At 59.3% G+C, this 18,375-nt stretch carries 16 protein-coding genes; 11 read left to right on the top strand and 5 right to left on the bottom strand.

Going from position 1 to position 18,375, the window contains the following annotated elements; all coding sequences use genetic code 11:
* Positions 1 to 104 precede the first annotated feature (104 nt).
* Both ACO54Z_RS06490 and ettA read right to left on the bottom strand, forming a co-directional pair.
* Positions 105 to 986, bottom strand: coding sequence for a hypothetical protein (locus tag ACO54Z_RS06490; RefSeq protein WP_485996296.1), 882 nt, complete (start codon positions 984 to 986; stop codon positions 105 to 107).
* Positions 987 to 1,393: 407 nt separating this feature from the next.
* A complete protein-coding gene (gene ettA, locus ACO54Z_RS06485; protein WP_485996295.1) occupies positions 1,394 to 3,058 on the bottom strand; it encodes an energy-dependent translational throttle protein EttA in 1,665 nt (554 codons plus the stop codon).
* Positions 3,059 to 3,430: 372 nt separating this feature from the next.
* On the opposite strand from ettA, the gene ACO54Z_RS06480 reads away from it, so the two are divergent.
* Positions 3,431 to 4,000, top strand: coding sequence for an XAC2610-related protein (locus ACO54Z_RS06480; protein ID WP_314911114.1), 570 nt, complete (start codon positions 3,431 to 3,433; stop codon positions 3,998 to 4,000).
* Positions 4,001 to 4,190: 190 nt separating this feature from the next.
* Entirely contained in the window at positions 4,191 to 5,039 is an 849-nt protein-coding gene (gene ubiA, locus ACO54Z_RS06475) for a 4-hydroxybenzoate octaprenyltransferase (protein WP_485996294.1), read from the top strand.
* Between the two features lie 46 nt (positions 5,040 to 5,085).
* On the opposite strand, the gene rimO is transcribed toward ubiA, so the two are convergent.
* Both rimO and pbpC read right to left on the bottom strand, forming a co-directional pair.
* Entirely contained in the window at positions 5,086 to 6,378 is a 1,293-nt protein-coding gene (rimO, locus tag ACO54Z_RS06470; protein WP_485996293.1) for a 30S ribosomal protein S12 methylthiotransferase RimO, read from the bottom strand.
* A 291-nt stretch (positions 6,379 to 6,669) separates the two neighbouring features.
* Positions 6,670 to 8,664: a penicillin-binding protein 1C gene (pbpC, locus tag ACO54Z_RS06465; protein ID WP_485996292.1), complete on the bottom strand. Its 1,995-nt coding sequence runs from the start codon at positions 8,662 to 8,664 to the stop codon at positions 6,670 to 6,672.
* Between the two features lie 18 nt (positions 8,665 to 8,682).
* Here pbpC and ACO54Z_RS06460 point away from each other — a divergent pair, with 18 nt between their 5' ends.
* The gene (locus tag ACO54Z_RS06460; protein ID WP_485996291.1) at positions 8,683 to 8,916 is read left to right on the top strand and encodes a hypothetical protein; all 234 of its coding nucleotides are present in this window, start codon (positions 8,683 to 8,685) and stop codon (positions 8,914 to 8,916) included.
* Positions 8,917 to 9,067: 151 nt separating this feature from the next.
* On the opposite strand, the gene ACO54Z_RS06455 is transcribed toward ACO54Z_RS06460, so the two are convergent.
* Positions 9,068 to 10,012 (bottom strand): tetratricopeptide repeat protein, encoded by a 945-nt coding sequence (locus ACO54Z_RS06455; RefSeq protein ID WP_485996290.1) that lies wholly within the window; start codon positions 10,010 to 10,012, stop codon positions 9,068 to 9,070.
* A 167-nt stretch (positions 10,013 to 10,179) separates the two neighbouring features.
* Here ACO54Z_RS06455 and ACO54Z_RS06450 point away from each other — a divergent pair, with 167 nt between their 5' ends.
* The 8 genes from ACO54Z_RS06450 (at position 10,180) to ACO54Z_RS06415 (ending at position 17,933) form a co-directional block, all read left to right on the top strand.
* Positions 10,180 to 11,547 carry a chloride channel protein gene (locus ACO54Z_RS06450; RefSeq protein WP_485996289.1) on the top strand — a complete coding sequence of 456 codons (1,368 nt, stop codon included), beginning with the start codon at positions 10,180 to 10,182 and terminating at the stop codon, positions 11,545 to 11,547.
* A gap of 198 nt (positions 11,548 to 11,745) precedes the next feature.
* On the top strand, positions 11,746 to 12,903 hold the full coding sequence (locus ACO54Z_RS06445; protein WP_298079399.1) for an alpha-hydroxy acid oxidase: 1,158 nt from the start codon (positions 11,746 to 11,748) through the stop codon (positions 12,901 to 12,903).
* A gap of 47 nt (positions 12,904 to 12,950) precedes the next feature.
* Positions 12,951 to 14,576: an L-lactate permease gene (locus ACO54Z_RS06440; RefSeq protein ID WP_485996288.1), complete on the top strand. Its 1,626-nt coding sequence runs from the start codon at positions 12,951 to 12,953 to the stop codon at positions 14,574 to 14,576.
* Positions 14,577 to 14,644: 68 nt separating this feature from the next.
* On the top strand, positions 14,645 to 15,226 hold the full coding sequence (locus tag ACO54Z_RS06435) for a DNA glycosylase (protein WP_485996287.1): 582 nt from the start codon (positions 14,645 to 14,647) through the stop codon (positions 15,224 to 15,226).
* 52 nt (positions 15,227 to 15,278) lie between these two features.
* Positions 15,279 to 15,797, top strand: a complete 519-nt coding sequence (locus tag ACO54Z_RS06430; protein ID WP_485996286.1) for a GbsR/MarR family transcriptional regulator — start codon at positions 15,279 to 15,281, stop codon at positions 15,795 to 15,797.
* A gap of 396 nt (positions 15,798 to 16,193) precedes the next feature.
* On the top strand, positions 16,194 to 16,625 hold the full coding sequence (locus ACO54Z_RS06425) for a DoxX-like family protein (RefSeq protein ID WP_485996285.1): 432 nt from the start codon (positions 16,194 to 16,196) through the stop codon (positions 16,623 to 16,625).
* Positions 16,622 to 17,092: a DUF2269 family protein gene (locus ACO54Z_RS06420; protein ID WP_485996284.1), complete on the top strand. Its 471-nt coding sequence runs from the start codon at positions 16,622 to 16,624 to the stop codon at positions 17,090 to 17,092. The genes ACO54Z_RS06425 and ACO54Z_RS06420 overlap by 4 nt, the downstream gene beginning before the upstream one ends.
* 7 nt (positions 17,093 to 17,099) lie before the next feature.
* On the top strand, positions 17,100 to 17,933 hold the full coding sequence (locus tag ACO54Z_RS06415; RefSeq protein WP_485996283.1) for an NAD-dependent epimerase/dehydratase family protein: 834 nt from the start codon (positions 17,100 to 17,102) through the stop codon (positions 17,931 to 17,933).
* Positions 17,934 to 18,375 lie beyond the last annotated feature (442 nt).

Below are 18,375 nucleotides of genomic sequence, written 5' to 3'. Positions count from 1 at the left end.
CCGCGTGCGTGTCGGCTACGCCGCCACACACCCTACGCACGGAACCCGCCCGCTGTGGGCTTCGCGCCCTGCAGGGGAGGGGATTTGTCAATTGTAAACAGCTCCTAGAAATAGCCATAGGCAACGCCGTTTTTTTGCGGATAGGCGCGCAAATGGCAGCAGACTTCCCGTTCGCGGTTATTAAAAAAAGGGGCGAGAAATGTCTGCAATATTTTTTCCTGGTCATCATAAAGGTAAAAATTTTGCGATTGGGGCGTAAAGATAAAGTATTTTTTGTTTTCCTCCGTCTTCTGTATTGAATAATAATCCATATATTCGTCTATATAAATGGCGTAAATGATTTTGTCGCCCTGATAGAAAATCAGGGCGTAATCTACAATGAATCGCGCCCTGGAATATTTGCCTTCCAGTTTGTGCATTTGCAGTGGCGCAAATTGTGCCATGAGCGTTGCCGCGCCATCGGTCATTTTCAGATGGGCAGGCAGGGTTTTGCTGTTATCCGCCAGCTCGGCATAAGGTACGGGTAGGTGCATATTGATGCGGGAAATGGCTTCTTCCGGGTATTCTTTTGTTGGGCGCGTGATGACGGTATGCGCCGAATAGAGTGCGACACTGTCCATTGTCGCAATCACCTGCGCGGGAATGAAATCCGCCGCTGCACCTCGGGGGTACTTATCCGTTTCTTGAGTGCCGATGACGCTATAGCCGCCTTCGTTTTCTTCGGCAATGGCGACCGGATGCGGTGCGGGTATGGGTGGGCTGCAACTCGCCAGTTCATCATTCACAACCCAAACGTTTTCTGTGCAATTGGGCGGGAAAGATTCTGGCCAGCGCGTTTGTGGAGTGATGGCAAAGCTCATGGAAAATTTTTCGTTGCGTGTCGCCGCCAGACTTTGAAAATTTTTGTCGCCCGCCCGTGCCAGGGGGAATGCCGCAAGCAGGGTTAGCAGCCATACGGTGCGCCATAAGGAAAAAGGGTTTTTCATGGGGTATTCCGGGTTTGGAGGTGTTCTGAAATGTATGTTGCTTAAGAACCTGTTCAAAATCTTGGGGAATCGCATTTTTTCGTGTGCTTGTGTAGGAAACCGAAAACCGGGAAAACAGCCAATATGCCCCCTCTCCCTGTGGGACTGGGACAGCTCGCGTAGCGAGAGAGGGCAGGGGTGAGGGCAGCAAATAATTGAAAAAGCAGAATTTCAGTTCATGAGCTATATCGAACACCCCCACCCCGACCCTTTCTCGCACTTCGCGCGAGCTGTTCCAGTCCCGCTGCGGGCTTCGCCCTGCGGGGGAGGGGGAGAATTCGGCGCAGTAATTCAAATTCATGTGGATAACTGGGATTTTGAACAGGTTCTAAAAAACCGCCCTTCGCGGCGGTTTTCTCTATAGCGCTTTACTGTATCCGCTTGTATTTGATGCGGTGCGGTTGGTCGGCTTCGTCGCCCAGGCGGCGTTTGCGGTCGGCTTCGTATTCGCTGTAGGTGCCGGGGAAGAATTCCACCTGCGAGTCGCCTTCAAAGGCGAGGATGTGCGTCGCCACGCGGTCGAGGAACCAGCGGTCGTGCGAGATGATGAGCGCAGATCCCGGGAAGGCAAGGATGGCTTCTTCCAGCGCGCGCAGGGTTTCCACGTCCAGATCGTTGGTCGGCTCGTCCAGCAGCAGCACGTTGCCGCCGCTTTTCAGCAGTTTCGCCAGATGCAGCCGGTTGCGCTCGCCGCCGGAGAGGTCGCCGACGCGCTTTTGTTGGTCGGCGCCTTTGAAGTTGAAGCGGCCGAGGTAGGCGCGACTGGGGATGGTGTAGTTGCCGACGATGATGTTGTCGAGGCCGTCCGAGACTTCTTCCCACACGGTTTTGTTGGCATCCAGCGCGTCGCGTGATTGGTCCACGAAGGCGATTTGTACGGTGTCGCCGATTTCCACCGTGCCCGCGTCCGGCGTGTCTTTGCCGGCGAGGATGTTGAACAAGGTGGACTTGCCCGCGCCGTTCGGGCCGATGATGCCGAGGATGGCGCCGGTCGGCAGGTTGAAGTTGAGGTCTTCGTAGAGGGCTTTGTGCGCGTAGCCTTTGGCAAGGTGTTCGGCGATGATGACTTTGTCGCCGAGGCGCTCGCCCGGCGGGATGTAGATTTCCTGGGTTTCGGCGCGTTTTTGGAATTCTTTGCCGGAGAGTTCGTCGAAGCGGGCGAGGCGCGCCTTGTTTTTGCTGTGGCGGCCTTTGGGGTTGTTGCGCACCCATTCGAGTTCTTGTTTGAGGGCGCGGCGGTGCGCGGATTCTTGTTTTTCTTCGACGGCAAGGCGTTTTTCTTTTTGTTCCAGCCAGGAGGAGTAGTTGCCTTGGTAGGGGATGCCTTCGCCGCGGTCGAGTTCGAGTATCCAGCCAGCGACGTTGTCGAGGAAGTAGCGGTCGTGGGTGACGGCGACGACGGTGCCGGGGAAGTCGTGCAGGTAGCGCTCCAGCCAGGCGATGGATTCGGCGTCCAAGTGGTTGGTCGGCTCGTCGAGCAGCAGCATATCGGGGCTGGAAAGGAGCAGACGGCAGAGGGCGACGCGGCGTTTTTCCCCGCCCGACAGCGTCGAGATTTGTTGCTCCCACGGCGGCAGGCGCAGCGCGTCGGCGGCGATTTCCATGCGGCGCTCGTTGTCGTGGCCGCCGCCCGCCGCCAGTTTGTTTTCCAGCTCGGCCTGTTTGGCGGCAAGCGCGTCGAAGTCCGCTTCGGGGTCGGCGTAGGCAGCGTACACGGCATCGAGTTCGGCTTGTACGTCTTTCATGTCGCTCATCGCTTCTTCGACGACGTCGCGCACGGTTTTCTCCGGGTCAAGCTGCGGCTCCTGCGGCAGGTAGCCGATGCTGATGCCGGGCTGCGGACGTGCTTCGCCCTGGATGTCGGTATCCACGCCTGCCATGATTTTCAGCAGGGTGGATTTGCCCGCGCCATTTAAGCCGAGGATGCCGATTTTCGCGCCGGGGAAGAAGGAGAGGGAGATGTCTTTCAGGATGAAGCGGCCGCCGGGGACGACTTTGCTCACCCGGTTCATGGTAAATACGTATTGGCTCATGTTTTTGCGTTGGTTACGAAGGGGGCGCTATTCTATGGGAATCTTTTTCCGGTGTCTTTGCCATGAAATGTTTGGCTTTTGTCCGTGACTGCGGCGGACTTGCCGGGTGCTGGTGTTTTACCGCAATCGCCGGATTCATTTACATACGCCTCGGTCGCTACTCTGGTATGTATATTTTTGTTTGGACGCCCGCAGGGCGAAGCCTGCAACAGGGCGGGTTGTATTGCAAACAGCCCTTGGGGCGTATCGCAGTAAAATTAAGGCAACCTGAAAACAGATGCAGCGGGTTTGAGCAAAACCGCCCGCCTTTTTTCAGGCTGCTCCCTCGTGAAGCGCCGCTTCGTTATTCCAATGCCAAATAAAGGATCTTCTATGAAACGCATTATCCCCGCCCTGCTCCTTGCCGCCTCCGTCCCTGCTTTTGCCGCCGACAATGCGGCATCCACCGCAGATGCGGCGCCCGTCGCCACCTACGCCGTCCCTACGCCCGCCGGCTTTTCCTTTGCCGTCGAAACCCAAGTTCTTGCCGACGACTCCTATCAGGTGAAAATCACCGACCAGAAAACCGGCAAAGTGCAAATCATCGACGACATCATCGACTTCGGTCCGCTTAAAGAAAAAATCAGCGACCTGGTCAACATCCAGGACTACAACGGCGACGGCCACCCCGACATCGCCGTGCGTATCGTCGGCGCCTATACCCAGTCAGCCGATGAACTGTACCTCTTCAACCCCGCCACACGGCAGTTTAAAACACCGCCCGACGGACAAAACATCGCCATCGTCGGCAACGTTGAAGTCATCCGCAAGGGCTGCATTCGTGTCGAATACAAAAGCAGCATCATGGATTACGACGAGGAAGACTACTGCTGGAAAAATGGCGGCTGGGAGATGCTCCGCCTCAAAAACGCCAAAGCACACAAAAAGCCGAAAGGCAAATGATTGCAGGCAGCCTGAAAAAACCGATGCCGCATCATGGCCGGGGCGCTTGTCCACAAGGCGCCCCGCAGTCTTTCCCGAACCACTGTGGGCAAAACGTGAATTGGCGTCTGCGGCCAGAAGCAGTGTCTCCTTTTTTGTGTTGGTAATGAAGGGCGCTATGCTATGGGAATCTTTTTCCGGTGTCTTTGCTATGAAATGTTTGGCTTTTGTCCGCCTGATGCGGCTGGATCGCCCGGTGGGCTCGTTGCTTCTCGCCTGGAGCAGTTTGTGGGGGTTGTGGCTGGCAGGCGCGGGACGGCCACCCGCCTTCGTCACCGCCGTGATTTTGCTGGGAACGCTGACGATGCGCTCCGCCGGCTGTGTGTTTAACGACCTCGCCGACCGCAATTTTGACGGCCATGTGGAGCGCACCCGCAGCCGCCCGCTCGCCAGCGGCGCGGTGCGCGTAGCGGAAGCGGTGATTTTAGGCGTCGCGCTGCTCGCGTTGAGCTTTGCCCTGGTGTGGCTGCTCAACTGGCAAAGCGTGCTGCTTGCCGTCGCCTGCGCGGCGGTGGCGCTGTTTTACCCCTTCTGCAAACGCTTTTTCCTCGCGCCGCAGCTCATCCTCGGCGTGGCGTTCGCCAGCCCGATTCTGATGGCACAAACGGCGATTCTGGGACGGATTACCCTCGCCGGGTTTTTGCTGTTCGCGGCGAGCGTCTTCTGGGCGCTGGTCTATGACACCTACTACGCGCTGGTGGACAGGGACGACGACGTGAAAATCGGCCTCCATTCCAGCGCCATTACCGTGCGCGGCTTTGAGCACCGCTTTCTTGCTGCAATGGCGGGGACGGTCTTGGGCTTCCTCGTGCTGGCGGGACTGGCAGCGGGGCTGAACGGCTGGTATTACCTGGGGCTTGCCATCGCCGCCGCGCTGTTTCTTTATGAGCTGTGGGATACGCGCAATCTTGAGCGCGAGCGCTGCTTCCGCGCCTTCAACCATAACAATTGGGTCGGCGCGGCGGTATTGCTGGGGCTGGTGCTGGCGTTTTTGCCGTAGCCGGAAATATAGCCGTCCCGCAGGACGGCTTTTTTGTGCGCGGCGCTCAATAGACGTTACCGTAGAGGTCGTGCGCGTCGCTGTCTTCGATTTCGACGTGGACGATTTCGCCCGGCTTGACCCCGTCAATGTTCGTGATATGGACAACGCCGTCGATTTCCGGTGCGTCGTAGGGCGTGCGCCCGGTGGTGGCGAGGTTGTCCGCATCCACCGCGTCTATCAGAACCGGCAGGATGCTGCCGACTTTGTCCGCAAGCAGGCGGGCGCTGACCGCTTCTTGTGCCGCCATGAAGCGTTGCAGACGCTCCTGTTTGACGTCTTCGGGAATCTGGTCGGGCAGGGCGTTCGCCGCCGCGCCTTCGACCGGCGAGTAGGCGAAGCAACCGGCGCGGTTGATGTCCGCTGCTTCGATAAAGGCGAGCAGTTCTTCAAAGTCGGCGTCGGTCTCGCCGGGGAAGCCGACGATGAAGGTGCTGCGCAGGGCGAGGTCGGGGCAAATCTCGCGCCAGCGGCGGATGCGCTCCAGCGTGCGTTCGCGGTTGCCGGGGCGGCGCATCGCTTTCAGGATGCGCGGGCTGGCGTGCTGCAAGGGAATATCGAGGTAGGGCAGGATACCGCCGTCCGCCATCAGCGGGATGAGGTCATCGACGTCCGGGTAGGGATAGACGTAGTGCAGCCGCACCCAGGCGTCCAGTTTGCCCAGTTCGCGCGCGAGTTCGTGGATGCCGCGCGCGCCGAGGTCGGCGCCGTAGGCGGAGGTGTCCTGCGAGACGACGAGCAGCTCTTTCACCCCCAGTTTGACCAGGTTTTGCGCCTCTTTCAGCACCGCTTCCGCCGGGCGGCTGACGAGGCGGCCGCGCAGGTCGGGGATGATGCAAAAGGTGCAATGGTGGTCGCAGCCTTCGGCGATTTTCAGGTAGGCGTAGTGGCGCGGCGTCAGCTTCAGTCCGGCGGGCGGGATGAGGTCGAGGTAGGGGTTGTGCGCCGGTTTCGGCAGGTGTTCGTGTACCGCGCCCATCACCGATTCATACGCCTGCGGCCCGGTGATGGCAAGCACGTCCGGGCAATGGCGGCGGATGATTTCCGGTTTGACGCCGAGGCAGCCGGTGACAATCACTTTGCCGTTCTGGCGGATGGCTTCGCTGATGGTGTTGAGCGATTCGGCGACGGCTTCGTTGATGAAGCCGCAGGTATTGACGATGACGAGATCGGCGTCGTCGTAGCGGTCGGTGATGGCGTAGCCGTCGGCGCTGATTTGGGTTAGGATGCGCTCGGAATCGACCAGCGCTTTCGGGCAGCCGAGGCTGATGAAGCCGACGGCGGGTTGGGATGTGCTCATGATGATGTTTTGGTTATTTTGGGGGCGGCGATTGTAGCGCAGTTTTCAGGCACCTTTGCCGCGAGCAAGGCGTAGGTCGGGCATGAGAATGCCCGACCTACGACTATGACTACAGAACATCGGCGGTTGTATCGTGGGTACTACCCCACCCCGGGTACCCATGAAAAAGGCGGACGCCTTTTTCATGGGAAGCCCCGCCCCTCCCCCGCTGCGCTTCGCTGCGGGGGAGGGGGTTAATCGGTGGTTTACATACACTTCGAGCGCTCATGTGTATGTAAGCGGGGCAGGTGCTTAATGCGCCGGTTGCAGGCGCACCGTCGCGGCGGGGCGCTCCGGCGGGGTTTCGAGGCGGAGCTGGACGCGGGCGTGGTTGCCGTTCTGGTCGCTGACGTCGAGGGTGTAGTCGCCGTCGCCCGGCGGTTGCCATAGGGTTTGCGGGCTGTGGGTTTGCCGCAGCAGTTGGCGGTTGGCGAGCCAGGTGTAGGGCGGCACGCCGCCGTCGGTTTGTAGGGTGATGGCCTGGCCGCGGTTCTGGATGGTGGCGCCGCTGGTCGGTGCGGTGATGCGCAGGCCGGGTGCGGGCGGCGCGGCGACGGTGTTTTCGCGGGTTTCCCACGCCGGTTGCGGCGCGGTGTAGCTGCGCGGCGGGTTCGGCAGGATGGCGGTGATTTGCCGCATGATGGGGATGAGGGCTTCGGCGCTGGCGCGCTGGTCGTTGTAGCCACCGTCGGCGCGGCCGCCCCAGAGCAGTACGGTGTGCTCGCGGGTGTAGGCGATGACCCAGAGGTCGCGCCAGCCGTAGGCGGTGCCGGTTTTGAGGGCGACGGGTTCGGCGCCGTGTTTGAGGACGCCGCCGCTGTCGCCGATTTTTTGCAGGATTTGGCTGGTTTGCAGGCAGGCGCGCTGGCTGGCGAGCGGCGCGGGCTGCTCCGGGCGGTAGGTGCAGTTGGCGAGCTGGCGGTAGAGCTCGGCCAGTTCGGTGGCGCGGATGCCGACGCCGCCCAGGGCTATGGTGAGGTTCGGCGGGCTGTTGTGCAGGATGGTGAGGTGCAGGCCGTGTTGTTCGAGCCAGGTGGCGAAGGTGTCCGGCCCGATGCGCTCCAACAGGCGCACCGCCGGGGTGTTGCGCGAGCGTTGCAGGGCTTCGGCGAGGGTGATGCGGCCGAGGTATTTTTGGTCGTAGTTGTCGGGGTTGTAGCCGCCGGCAAGCGGGGTGTCGTCGATGGGGGTGTGCGGGTGCAGGCGGTAGTGGTCGAATGCGTAGAGGGTGATGTAGGGTTTGAGGGTGCTGCCGGGTGAGCGGATGGCGGTGAGGAGATTGTTCGCGCCGAGGCGGGTTTTGTCGTGGTAGTCGGCGCTGCCGAGATAGGCGCGGGTTTCGCCGCTGGCGTTGTCGAGGATGAGGGCGGCGAGGTTGCTGCGCGGCGGGCGGGTGGGCAGGGCGGCGGCAAGGATGGTTTCCAGCCGGGTTTGTTGGTCGCGGTCGAGGGTGGTCGCGCTCTCGCCACGGCTGCGCGCAAGGGCGGCGTAATGCGGCGCGTGTTGCGGGAAGGGGTGCGGCGCGGGCGCGAGCGGCTCGTGGCTGGCGTTGTGGTGGGTCTCGGCGTCGATGAGGTTTTTTTGCAGGGCGCGGTCGAGGACGCGGTTGCGCGCGGCGCGGGCGCGGTCGGGGTCGGCGAGGCGGTTCGGGTTTTGTGGCAGGGCGATGAGCCAGGCGGTTTCGCCGATGGAGAGTTCTGCCGGGGTTTTGCCGAAGTGGTGCCAGGCACCGGCGGTGATGCCTTCGATGTTGCCGCCCATCGGCGCGAGGCTGGCGTAGCAGTTGAGGATGGCCGCCTTGTCGTAGTGGTATTCGAGCTGGAGTGCGCGCAGGGTCTGGCGGATTTTGCCGGACAGGGTATGCGGGGTGCGGTAGATGAGGCGCGCCGCCTGCATGGTGAGGGTCGATGCACCGCTGCGGATGCCGCCGCCGCGCAGGTTTTCGCCCAGCGCGCGGATGATGGCGACGGGGTCGATGCCGTGGTGCCGGTAGTAACGGCGGTCTTCGTAGTTGAGCAGCAGCGCGGTGTAGTTCGCGGGCAAGGCGCCGGGCGGCAGGCGGCGTTTGCCGTCGGCGGTGAGCCAGGTGTGCAGCATTTGGCCGTGGCGGTCGTACACGGTGGGCGCGTAGTCGGTGCAGAGGGCGAGGTCGGGCGGGTAGGCGAGGTCAAGGCGTTTGAGGGTGAGTGCGCCGAGGCCGCCAAGGAGGCAGAGGGCGAGGGTTATGTGGTATATGGTCTTTTTCATTTGTGTTGGAGGTGCGTGATGAAGTTTTTGTGGTTTGTGTTGTTGGTCATCGGGGTGTGGCTGTGGCGCGACTGGCAACGGGTGCAGCGGCTACGCGCGCGGATGGCGCGGCGCGAGGCGGCGGAAGCGGCGTTTGAGCGGCTGGTGTTTGCGCTGGAGTGTCAGCTTGCCAACGGCGAGATTGACGAGGCGCGCTTTCGGGTTTTGCGCGATGAGGCGTTTCGTCGGTTGCTGGCAGCGCAGGAGGAATGAGTTTTGCCGTTTACATACAGGGTAGCGGGGTTGGTGTATGTAAATGGGAGCGCAGGTTGGGTTAGGGGTTAATTCGATTTTTGGTATTTGTTGGGTTACGCGCTGCGCGCTAACCCAACCTACGTGCTTATTTTTTTATTGCTGGTGCTAATTAGTCTTGTAGGAATTCTAATTTTTTTATTACGCTACGAGTTGTCCAATATGGTCTATTCTGGAAATTATCGGTAAATTCTATGACTTGTTCGTTATCCGTATCAGGAAAGACAAAACCCTGCTCTCTTAATCTTACTAGAGTAAAAGCGCCTCCGTTATAACCATTTAAGGCTGCTTTCATAGAATATTCGAAAGCTTTTTGATTGTTTTTGGGTAAGCCAATTTCTCCGCCAAAATAAGCATGCCCCATTAGAGCACAACCCTGAGCACTGCCTAGTGTTTCTAGAGCACAAGATTTTTCTGCCCACTCCATAGCTTGCTTCTCGCTTTCTTTTACACCTTTTCCTTCATAATATATTTCAAAAAGACCAATCATAGATTTAGCAGCATATTTCTCTTGTTTGGCACCTTCCTCATATAAACTCCTTGCTTTGGCAAAATCCTGTGTTACACCCTCGCCATTTATATAAAGATCGCCGAGGCTTGCAATCGCGGGTGCATGACCTTGTGCGGCGGCTTGTTCCCACCATTGTTTGGCTTGTGTATAGTTTTTCTCTTTATACGCGATAGTGCCTAAATATCTTTGTGCATTCGGTTCGTCTTGCGCTGCCGCTTTTTCAAACCACTCGCCTGCTTTTTCTGTGTTTTCTTCTACACCGGCGCCATAGAAATAAAGCATTCCTAATGCCGTCCGTGCTTTTGCATTTCCTTGTGCGGCGGCTTTTTCATACCATTCTATTGCGCTGTTGAAATTCTGCTTGAAGCCGTGGCCGAGGGCGTACATTTGTCCTAACTGGAATTGCGCTTCGGCGTCGCCCGCTTCCGCTTTTGGTTGCCAGCGTTTCATTTCCTCAATGTAGTTGGGCGCGTCTTCCGCCAGCACAGGGGTGACGGGCGCGGCAAGGGCGAGCGCGAGGGCAAGCAGGGTGGTGTGGATTTTCATCGGTGTTCTCCGTAGTTGTCGGGGTGTGCCGGGATTGGCTGCCGGATCGGTGAAAATTATAGTGTTTCTGCCCGGATAGGGCGACATTCGCCCGCCGGAACCGCCCCCCCCCGCCCGTGCATTCCCCGGTACAATTCGCGCCCTGTTATCCATTACCCGCCACCACCATGATTTTCAACCTCTCCGCGCGCAGCGCCCGGCTGCGCCATTTTATTCACAAGAAACTGCGCCAGTCCTCACGCATCTCGCGCAAAACGCTGGAGCTCTCCTGCCTGCTCGTTGGCGCGACGCTGGTCGCCCTCGCCTCGCTCACCTTCGCCGCCTTTGCCGATTACGCACTCGACAAAAACCGCCTCTGGGCAACCGCCTGGCCGCTGGCGCCGTGGTTCATCCTGCCGCCGGGGATGGCGCTGCTCGCCTGGTTCACGCAAAAGCACGCGCCTTATGTGGCGGGCAGCGGCATCCCGCAGGTCATCGCCGCACTCAGCCTGCCCTACGGCGCGAACAAGCAGCGCCTCATCGCCTGGCCACATACTTTGTGGAAAATCCCGCTGACGTTTCTGGCGATGCTGATTGGCGCCTCGGTCGGGCGCGAAGGTCCGTCGGTACAGGTCGGCGCGGCGGTAATGCTCGCCTGGGGCGAATATTGCCGCCGCCACCGCCTCGCCTTCAGCGGCCTGAGCAGCAACGAGCTGATTGCCACCGGCGCGGCAGGCGGTCTCGCCGCCGCCTTTAACGCGCCACTGGCCGGGATTATTTTCGCCATTGAGGAGCTGGGACGCGGCCTGCATCTGCGCTGGGAACGCCGCCTGCTGCTCGGCGTGCTGGCGTCGGGCTTCATCCTCGTCGCCATCAAGGGCAACAACCCCTATTTCCCGCAATACGTCGGCGCGACCACCCTGCCGCACATGATTCTCTGGGTGGCGCTGTGCGGCGTGGTCTGCGGCATTGCGGGCGGCATCTTCGCCCGCCTGCTCGCCAAGGGCGCGCTCGGCTACGCCCCCGCCTTTTTGCGCGGCTGGCTGGTGCGCCATCCGCTGCTGTTCGCCGCGCTGCTCGGCGTCATCCTCGCCGCCATCGGCCAGCACACCCACGGCCAGACTTACGGCACCGGTTATCAGGCGGTGGCACAAGCCCTGGACGGCGAAGTGCTGCAACCGCACCATTTCGGCACCGCCAAACTGCTGGCGACGGTCGTCACCTACTGGAGCGGCATCGCTGGCGGCATCTTCACGCCATCGCTGACCACCGGCGCGGGCATTGGCAGCGGGCTGTGGGTGCTGACCGGTGGCGTCGCCGACCACAACCTGCTGGTGCTGCTCTGCACCGCCGCCTTCCTCGCAGGCGCGACACAATCGCCCGTCACCGCCAGCGTCATCGTCATGGAAATGACTGGCAGCCAGCCGCTGCTCATCTGGCTGATGACCGCCTGCCTCATTGCCACGCCGGTATCAAGACAAATCCAGCCCAAGCCGTTTTACCACGCCGCCGCCGCGCGCTTCCGCCAGCGGGTGCAGGCGGAGACGGGCGGCTAGCCGCACCAACCCGTTCTCTACGCCCATAACCGCCCCGCTTGCGCTGCATCAAGGCGCACTGGGCGGTCGTTATGCAAGATATATTGTCGCCTGCAATGATAATCTGCGCGAATCAAGTTTCGACTTAACCGCGCGTACCGGATTTCGCGCGGCGAAACGCCAATTTGGCGGTATTTTTTCAAATTGCCCGGAGGATTTATGGCTCGTGATTTGAGCAAGATGACCAATATTGAAGATTTGCGCCGCGTTGCCCGGCGCAAAGTGCCGAAGATGTTTTTTGATTACGTGCGTTCCGGCTCGTGGACGGAAAGCACGCTGCATCACAATACCCGTGATTTTGACCCGATTAAATTCCGTCAGCGCGTGCTGGTTGATATGACCAACCGTACTTTGGAAACGACGATGATTGGCGAGACGGTAAAAATGCCGGTCGCCATTGCCCCGACCGGATTTACCGGAATGATGTATGCCGATGGCGAGATTCTTGCGGCGAAAGCGGCAGAAAAATTCGGCGTGCCGTTTTCACTTTCCACCATGTCCATTTGCTCGATTGAAGACGTGGCCGCCAATACCAGCAAGCCGTTTTGGTTCCAGCTTTATGTGATGCGCGACCGCGAATTTATGGAAGACCTCATCAAGCGGGCGAAAGCGGCGAATTGCTCGGCGCTGATTCTCACCGCCGATTTGCAAGTACTCGGCCAGCGCCACCGCGACATTAAAAACGGCCTGTCCGCGCCGCCGAAACCGACATTGCTCAATATGCTCGATTTGGCCTTGCGCCCGCAATGGTGCTGGCATATGTTACACACCAAACGCCGCACCTTCGGCAATATCGTCGGCCATGCAAAAAACGTTTCCGATTTGTCCTCGCTTTCTTCCTGGACGAGCGAACAATTTGACCCGCGTTTAAGCTGGGACGATGTCGCCCGTATTAAAGACCTGTGGGGCGGCAAACTCATTATCAAGGGTATTATGACCAGCGAAGACGCGGAGAAAGCGGCACAATCCGGTGCAGATGCGCTAATCATTTCCAACCACGGCGGCCGTCAGCTGGATGGCGCGCTTTCCACCATTAAAGTCCTGCCGGAGATTGTTTCTGCGGTTGGCAGCCAAATTGAAGTATGGCTCGACAGCGGTATCGTCAGCGGTCAGGATATTCTGAAATGTATGGCGCTCGGCGCGAAAGGCACGATGATTGGCAAGGCATTCCTTTACGGCCTCGGTGCCTATGGCGAAGATGGCGTGCGCCGTTGTCTGGAAATCCTCTATAACGAGATGGACACGACGATGGCATTCTGCGGCCATACCGATATTAAAAAAGTCGGCAAAGAAATTCTCGTTCCCGGCACATTCTGATTTTTTGCGGGCGGCATGGCTGCCCGCTTTTTTTAAGAGGTATTTTTATGGAAGCATTGAACCAACAGCTCCCGCTTGTTTTGAGTATTTTCCCGGTCATTCTGCTGATTTGGCTGATGGTAAAGAAAAACAGCGTACCGTCTTATATCGCCTTGCCCGGCGTCGCCTTTTTCATTTACCTGTTGCAGCTTTTCTACTTCAAAAATGATTTTATGACGCTCAATGCCAATGCGGCGGCGGGCGTGGTTGCTACCCTGACGCCGATTACTGTTATCTTTGGCGCGATATTCTTTAACCGGATGATGGAAGCGACCGGCTGCATTGGCGTTATCCGCCAATGGCTCGGCAATATCAACCCGAATCCGGTGGCACAATTGATGATTATCGGCTGGGCATTCGCCTTCATGATTGAAGGAGCGAGCGGTTTCGGCACCCCTGCGGCAATTGCCGCGCCGATTCTCGTCGGCCTCGGTTTCAAGCCGATGCAGGTTGCCGTTTTTGCGCTGATTATGAACTCGGTACCGGTATCCTTTGGCGCGGTCGGCACGCCGACCTGGTTCGGCTTTGGTGAATTGAAGAAAAGCGGTATTCTCACCGATGAGGATATTCTCGCGATCGGCAAGGAAACCGGGCTGATACATTTCGTCGCCGGTTTTGTCATTCCGGTATTGGCGCTGCGCTTTATTACTACCTGGGCGGAAATTCGCAAAAATATCGGCTTTATTTATTTGAGCGTGCTGGCCTGCACCGTCCCCTATTTGTTGCTGGCGCAAGTCAATTACGAATTTCCGTCGCTGGTCGGTGGTGGTATTGGTTTACTGCTTTCCGTCTTTCTTGCCAACAAGGGTATTGGCCTCGCCAAAATGGATAGCGGCAATACGCATACACCGCTTTCTGCCGCGCAGGTATTCAAGGCGCTGGCACCGCTGGGATTGCTGATGCTGATTCTGATCGTTACCCGCATCCAGCAACTTGGTATCAAGGGGCTGCTCAATGACACGACGCCGCTGTTTTCCCTCAATCTCGGCATTGTCGAATTTGAAGTAAGCCGCGCGCTGATTTTGAGCTTTAACAACATCTTCGGGCAGGGCGTTTCCGAGAGTTACAAGACGCTCTATGTACCCGCCTTTATTCCCTTCGTCATTACCGTGTGGCTGTCGCTCTTTTGCTTCCGTGTCAGTTTCCGCGACAGTTTCAAAGTGTATTACACCACGCTGGGGCAAACCATCAAACCGTTATTGGCACTCTTTGGCGCGCTGGTGATGGTGAAATTCATGATGGTCGGCGGCGATCATTCGATGGTGAAAGTGATTGGTAACAGTTTTGCGCAGATTGCCGGTACCAATTGGGCCTATTTTGCCTCTTACCTCGGTGCCATTGGCGCATTCTTCTCCGGCTCCAATACCGTGTCGAATTTGACCTTTGGCAGCATTCAGCACAGCATTGCCACCCAGGTGCATTTGCCAACCGATACGGTGCTTGCCCTGCAATCGGTGGGCGGCGCAATGGGCAATATGGTCAGCATCAACAATATTATTGCCGTCTGTTCGGTGCTGGACGTGCAGAACCAGGAAGGCGCGATTATCAAGAAGACCGCCATTCCAATGTTTGTTTACGGCATTATTGCCGCCATCATGGCCGCCATTTTTATGGCCTTCAAGATTGCCGCGTAATTTTTCTTTTTATTCAAAACGCCCCCTTGCGGGGCGTCTCCTTTATCAGCAAGGCGATACCATTCCCCATGAACATCGAAACCCATCCCTTTCCGCCACATTTGCCGCGTGAGGCGACGGTGATGATGAGCGGCAGTTTCCCGCCGACGGCGGAAAAACGCAGCATGGCATTCCATTACCCCAATTATCAGAACGATATGTGGCGCGTTTATGGCACTATTTTTTATAACGACCCCAAGCACTTTGAAATCGCGGGCGAAAAGCGCTTCGATGCCGAGCGCATCCGCGCCTTTCTCACCGCGCGCGGCATCGCCATCTGCCCCAGCGTGCGCCGCGCCATCCGCGAAAAAGGCAACGCCGCCGACGCCCATCTGCGCATCATCGAAACCCTCGACCTGCCTGCCATCGTGCGCGAGCTGCCGCAGCTGCGCCACATTTTTACCACCGGCGGCAAGGCGACTGAAGTGCTGCTCGGCTTCACCGGCGACGCCAAAGCGATGCTGAAAACCGGGCAAACCCTCGAATTTCAACTGGACGGACGCGCACTCAGCCTCACCCGCCTGCCATCCACCTCGCGCGCCTACCCGCTCAAGCTGGAGCAGAAAATCGCCGCCTACCGCGCTTTTTTCCAGCGCTGCAATCTCGTTTGAGTCTAAAATTTCTGTATTGACAGAAACAACGAACCATCCTAAACTCGCCGTCATGAAACTGAACCCGACTACCGAAAAATTCGTCCTCCACTGGGGCGAGATGGGCGCCAAATGGGGCGTGAACCGCACCGTGGCGCAAATCCACGCGCTGCTCTACCTCTTGGGGCGGCCGATGAACGCCGACGAAATCGTCGAAACCCTCGGCGTCGCCCGCTCCAATGTCAGCACCAGCATCAAGGAGCTGCAAAGCTGGCAGCTGGTGCAGACCGTTCACATCATGGGCGACCGCCGCGACCATTTTGCGACCTCCGAAGATGTGTGGACGCTGTTCCGCACCATTGTCGCCGAACGGCAGCGCCGCGAAATTGAGCCGACGGTGCAATTTTTGCAGACGTTGATGGAAAGCCCGGAATTTGCGCAGGAAAATGAATCCGCGCGCGCCCGGATTAAAGAAACGCATGAATTTGTCAGCACGCTCACCAGTTGGGCGAACGAGATGCTGCGCCTGCCGGTCGGCGTGATGAAGAAGGTGCTGAAACTGGGCGCGGGGATTCAGAAATTGCTGCATTAGGGCTGTGTACCATTCAGCCGTAAACCTTTGCAGGTTGGGTTAGGGGCTGTTTGCAATTCGGTGGATAAGCCCCTCTCTCTTGCTTCGCAAGCAATGCTTGTCGCTGCGCGAGCTGTTCCAGTCCCTATGGGAGAGGGGTTGGGGTGAGGGCAGCAAACAATTGAAAAACTGAGATTTTAATCCACCAACAATATCGTTTACCCCCACCCCAACCCTCCCCCGCTGCGGGCTTCGCCCTGCAGGGGAGGGGGATTTCTCAAATTGCAAACACCCCCTACCGGGCGGTTACGCTGCGCTAACCGCCCCTACATTCCTACGCTCCGCGTACTACGCGTTTTTTTAGCCCATGCGGTTTCTGTATTTACAGAAATAACTTGAATCACCAAAGGAGGAGAAATGCCACGACCATACGATAGCGGTACCGCCAAAGCCCCGGACAAGGCGCGTCGCCGAAGACAGGAGACTTTGGGGGAATGGCCATATCTGCAGCTCTCGCTCGCCGTCCTCTGGCTGTGGAGCGGGCTGCAACCCGTCCTCGCCGCGCCGCAGGAATCGTTGCAACTGCTCGCGCGCATCGGTGTGCCGTCCGCGCTGCAATGGCCGCTGTTCTGCGCGGCATCTGCCTGGGACGTCGTGCTCGGCGTCTGTTGCCTGAGCCCGCTCGCCCGGCGTCGCGCCTTGTGGATTGGGCAGGCGGTAACGGTCATCGCCTACACCCTCATCGTCGCCTGGCGCCTGCCGGAGGCGTGGGCGCACCCGTTCGCGCCGCTCGTCAAAAACCTGCCGATTCTGGCGCTCATCTGTCATCTTGCAAGGAGAATCCCGTGAATACCTATTTGCTCATCAAGACGTTACACATCATTTCGGCGACGCTGCTGGTCGGCACCGGCTTCGGCACCGCGTTTTATATGTTCTGGGTGAACCGCAGCGGTTCGGTCGCGGCGCAGTCGGTCGTCGCCCGCTGGGTGGTGCGCGCCGACTGGTGGTTTACCACGCCGACGGCGATATTCCAGGTCGCATCAGGCAGTTGGATGATTTGGCAGGCGGGCTGGCCGTGGTCGGCGAAGTGGATTTGGATGACGCTCGCCCTCTACGCCCTCGCCGGCCTCTGCTGGCTGCCGGTGGTGTGGCTGCAACTGCAAATGGCGAAAATCGCCCGCGAGGCCGACGCCGCCGGCGCGCGCGAAATGCCGCCGCGTTACCGCACCCTGGCGCGGCGCTGGGAGCTGCTCGGCTATCCCGCCTTCTGCGCCACCGTGGTCATCTATTTTCTGATGGTTTTCAAACCGGTGTGAGGCGCAGATGAACATCCTCCTCCTTGGCGGCAGCGGCTTCATCGGTCGCCACCTCGCCGCCCGCCTGCGCGCCTGCGGGCATCAAGTACAAACGCCAGGCCACCGCGAACTCGACCTGCGCGCGCTGGATGAACGCGCCGCCCGCGCCTTGCTGCACGGCCAGGATGCGGTGGTGAACGCCGTCGGCATCATGAGCCGCGACACGGACGCGCTGGAGGCCGTGCATCACCACGCCCCGGCGCAGCTTGCCGTCTGGGCGCACGCGGCGGGTGTCACTCGCTGGTTGCAAATATCCGCCCTCGGCGCGGACGCCTGGCATCCGGTCGCCTTTCTCGGCAGCAAGGGGCGCGGCGACGAGGCGGTGCGCGCGCAACTGCCGACCGATACCGTGCGCCCGTCGGTGGTGTACGGGCGCGGCGGCAAAAGCTGCGAACTGTTCATCCGTCTCGCCCGCCTGCCGCTGCTCGCCCTGCCGGATGGCGGACGACAACAGCTGCAACCGGTACATATCAACGACATCGCCGACGGCATCGCCGCGCTGCTTGCTGCCCCCTCGCGCCACGCCACCGTGAACATGACCGGCGCCCGTGCGCTGACACTCGCCGCGTACCTCAACACCCTGCGTCGCACCCTGCACGGCAAAACGGCGGCGCGCGTGCTACCGCTGCCATCGCCGCTGCTCGCGCCGCTGTTGCCGCTGACCAACTACATCAGCGACGGCATGGTAAGCGCCGCCACCCTGCGCCTGCTGGCGGAGGGTTCATGCGCCGACAACCGCGCCTTTGCCGCGCTGCTTGACCGCCCGCCACTGGCGCCGGAACAATTCGCGGCGGCGGATTAGGCGTTGTTTACAATTCGGCGTATAAGCCCCTCTCCCTCTGGGACTGGGACAGCTCGCGCAGCGAGAGAGGGGTTGGGGTGAGGGCAGCAAATAATTGAAAAAGCAGAATTTCGGTTTATCAATAATATCGCTACCCCCACCCCGACCCTCCCCCGCTGCGGGCTTCGCCCTGCAGGGGAGGGGGATTTTTCGATTGTAAACAGCTCCTGGCGGCGGATTGAAACTGGAGTGATGACACGGCGGTATTGATACCATCGCGCAAAAAGTATCGCCCGTAATTGCGGTATCGTCTCACCGTAGCCGCTCGCTCTCATAAACACAGGCGGTTACGCTGCGCTAACCGCCCCTACGACTTGGGACAACTGCTGGCGGCGGATGGAAACTGGGCGATGACACGGCGGTATTGATACCATCGCGCAAAAAGTATCGCCCGTAATTGCGG

It is taken from the genome of Cardiobacterium sp. (genome assembly GCF_057314735.1).
This window is presented reverse-complemented; position numbering and strand designations above follow the sequence as displayed.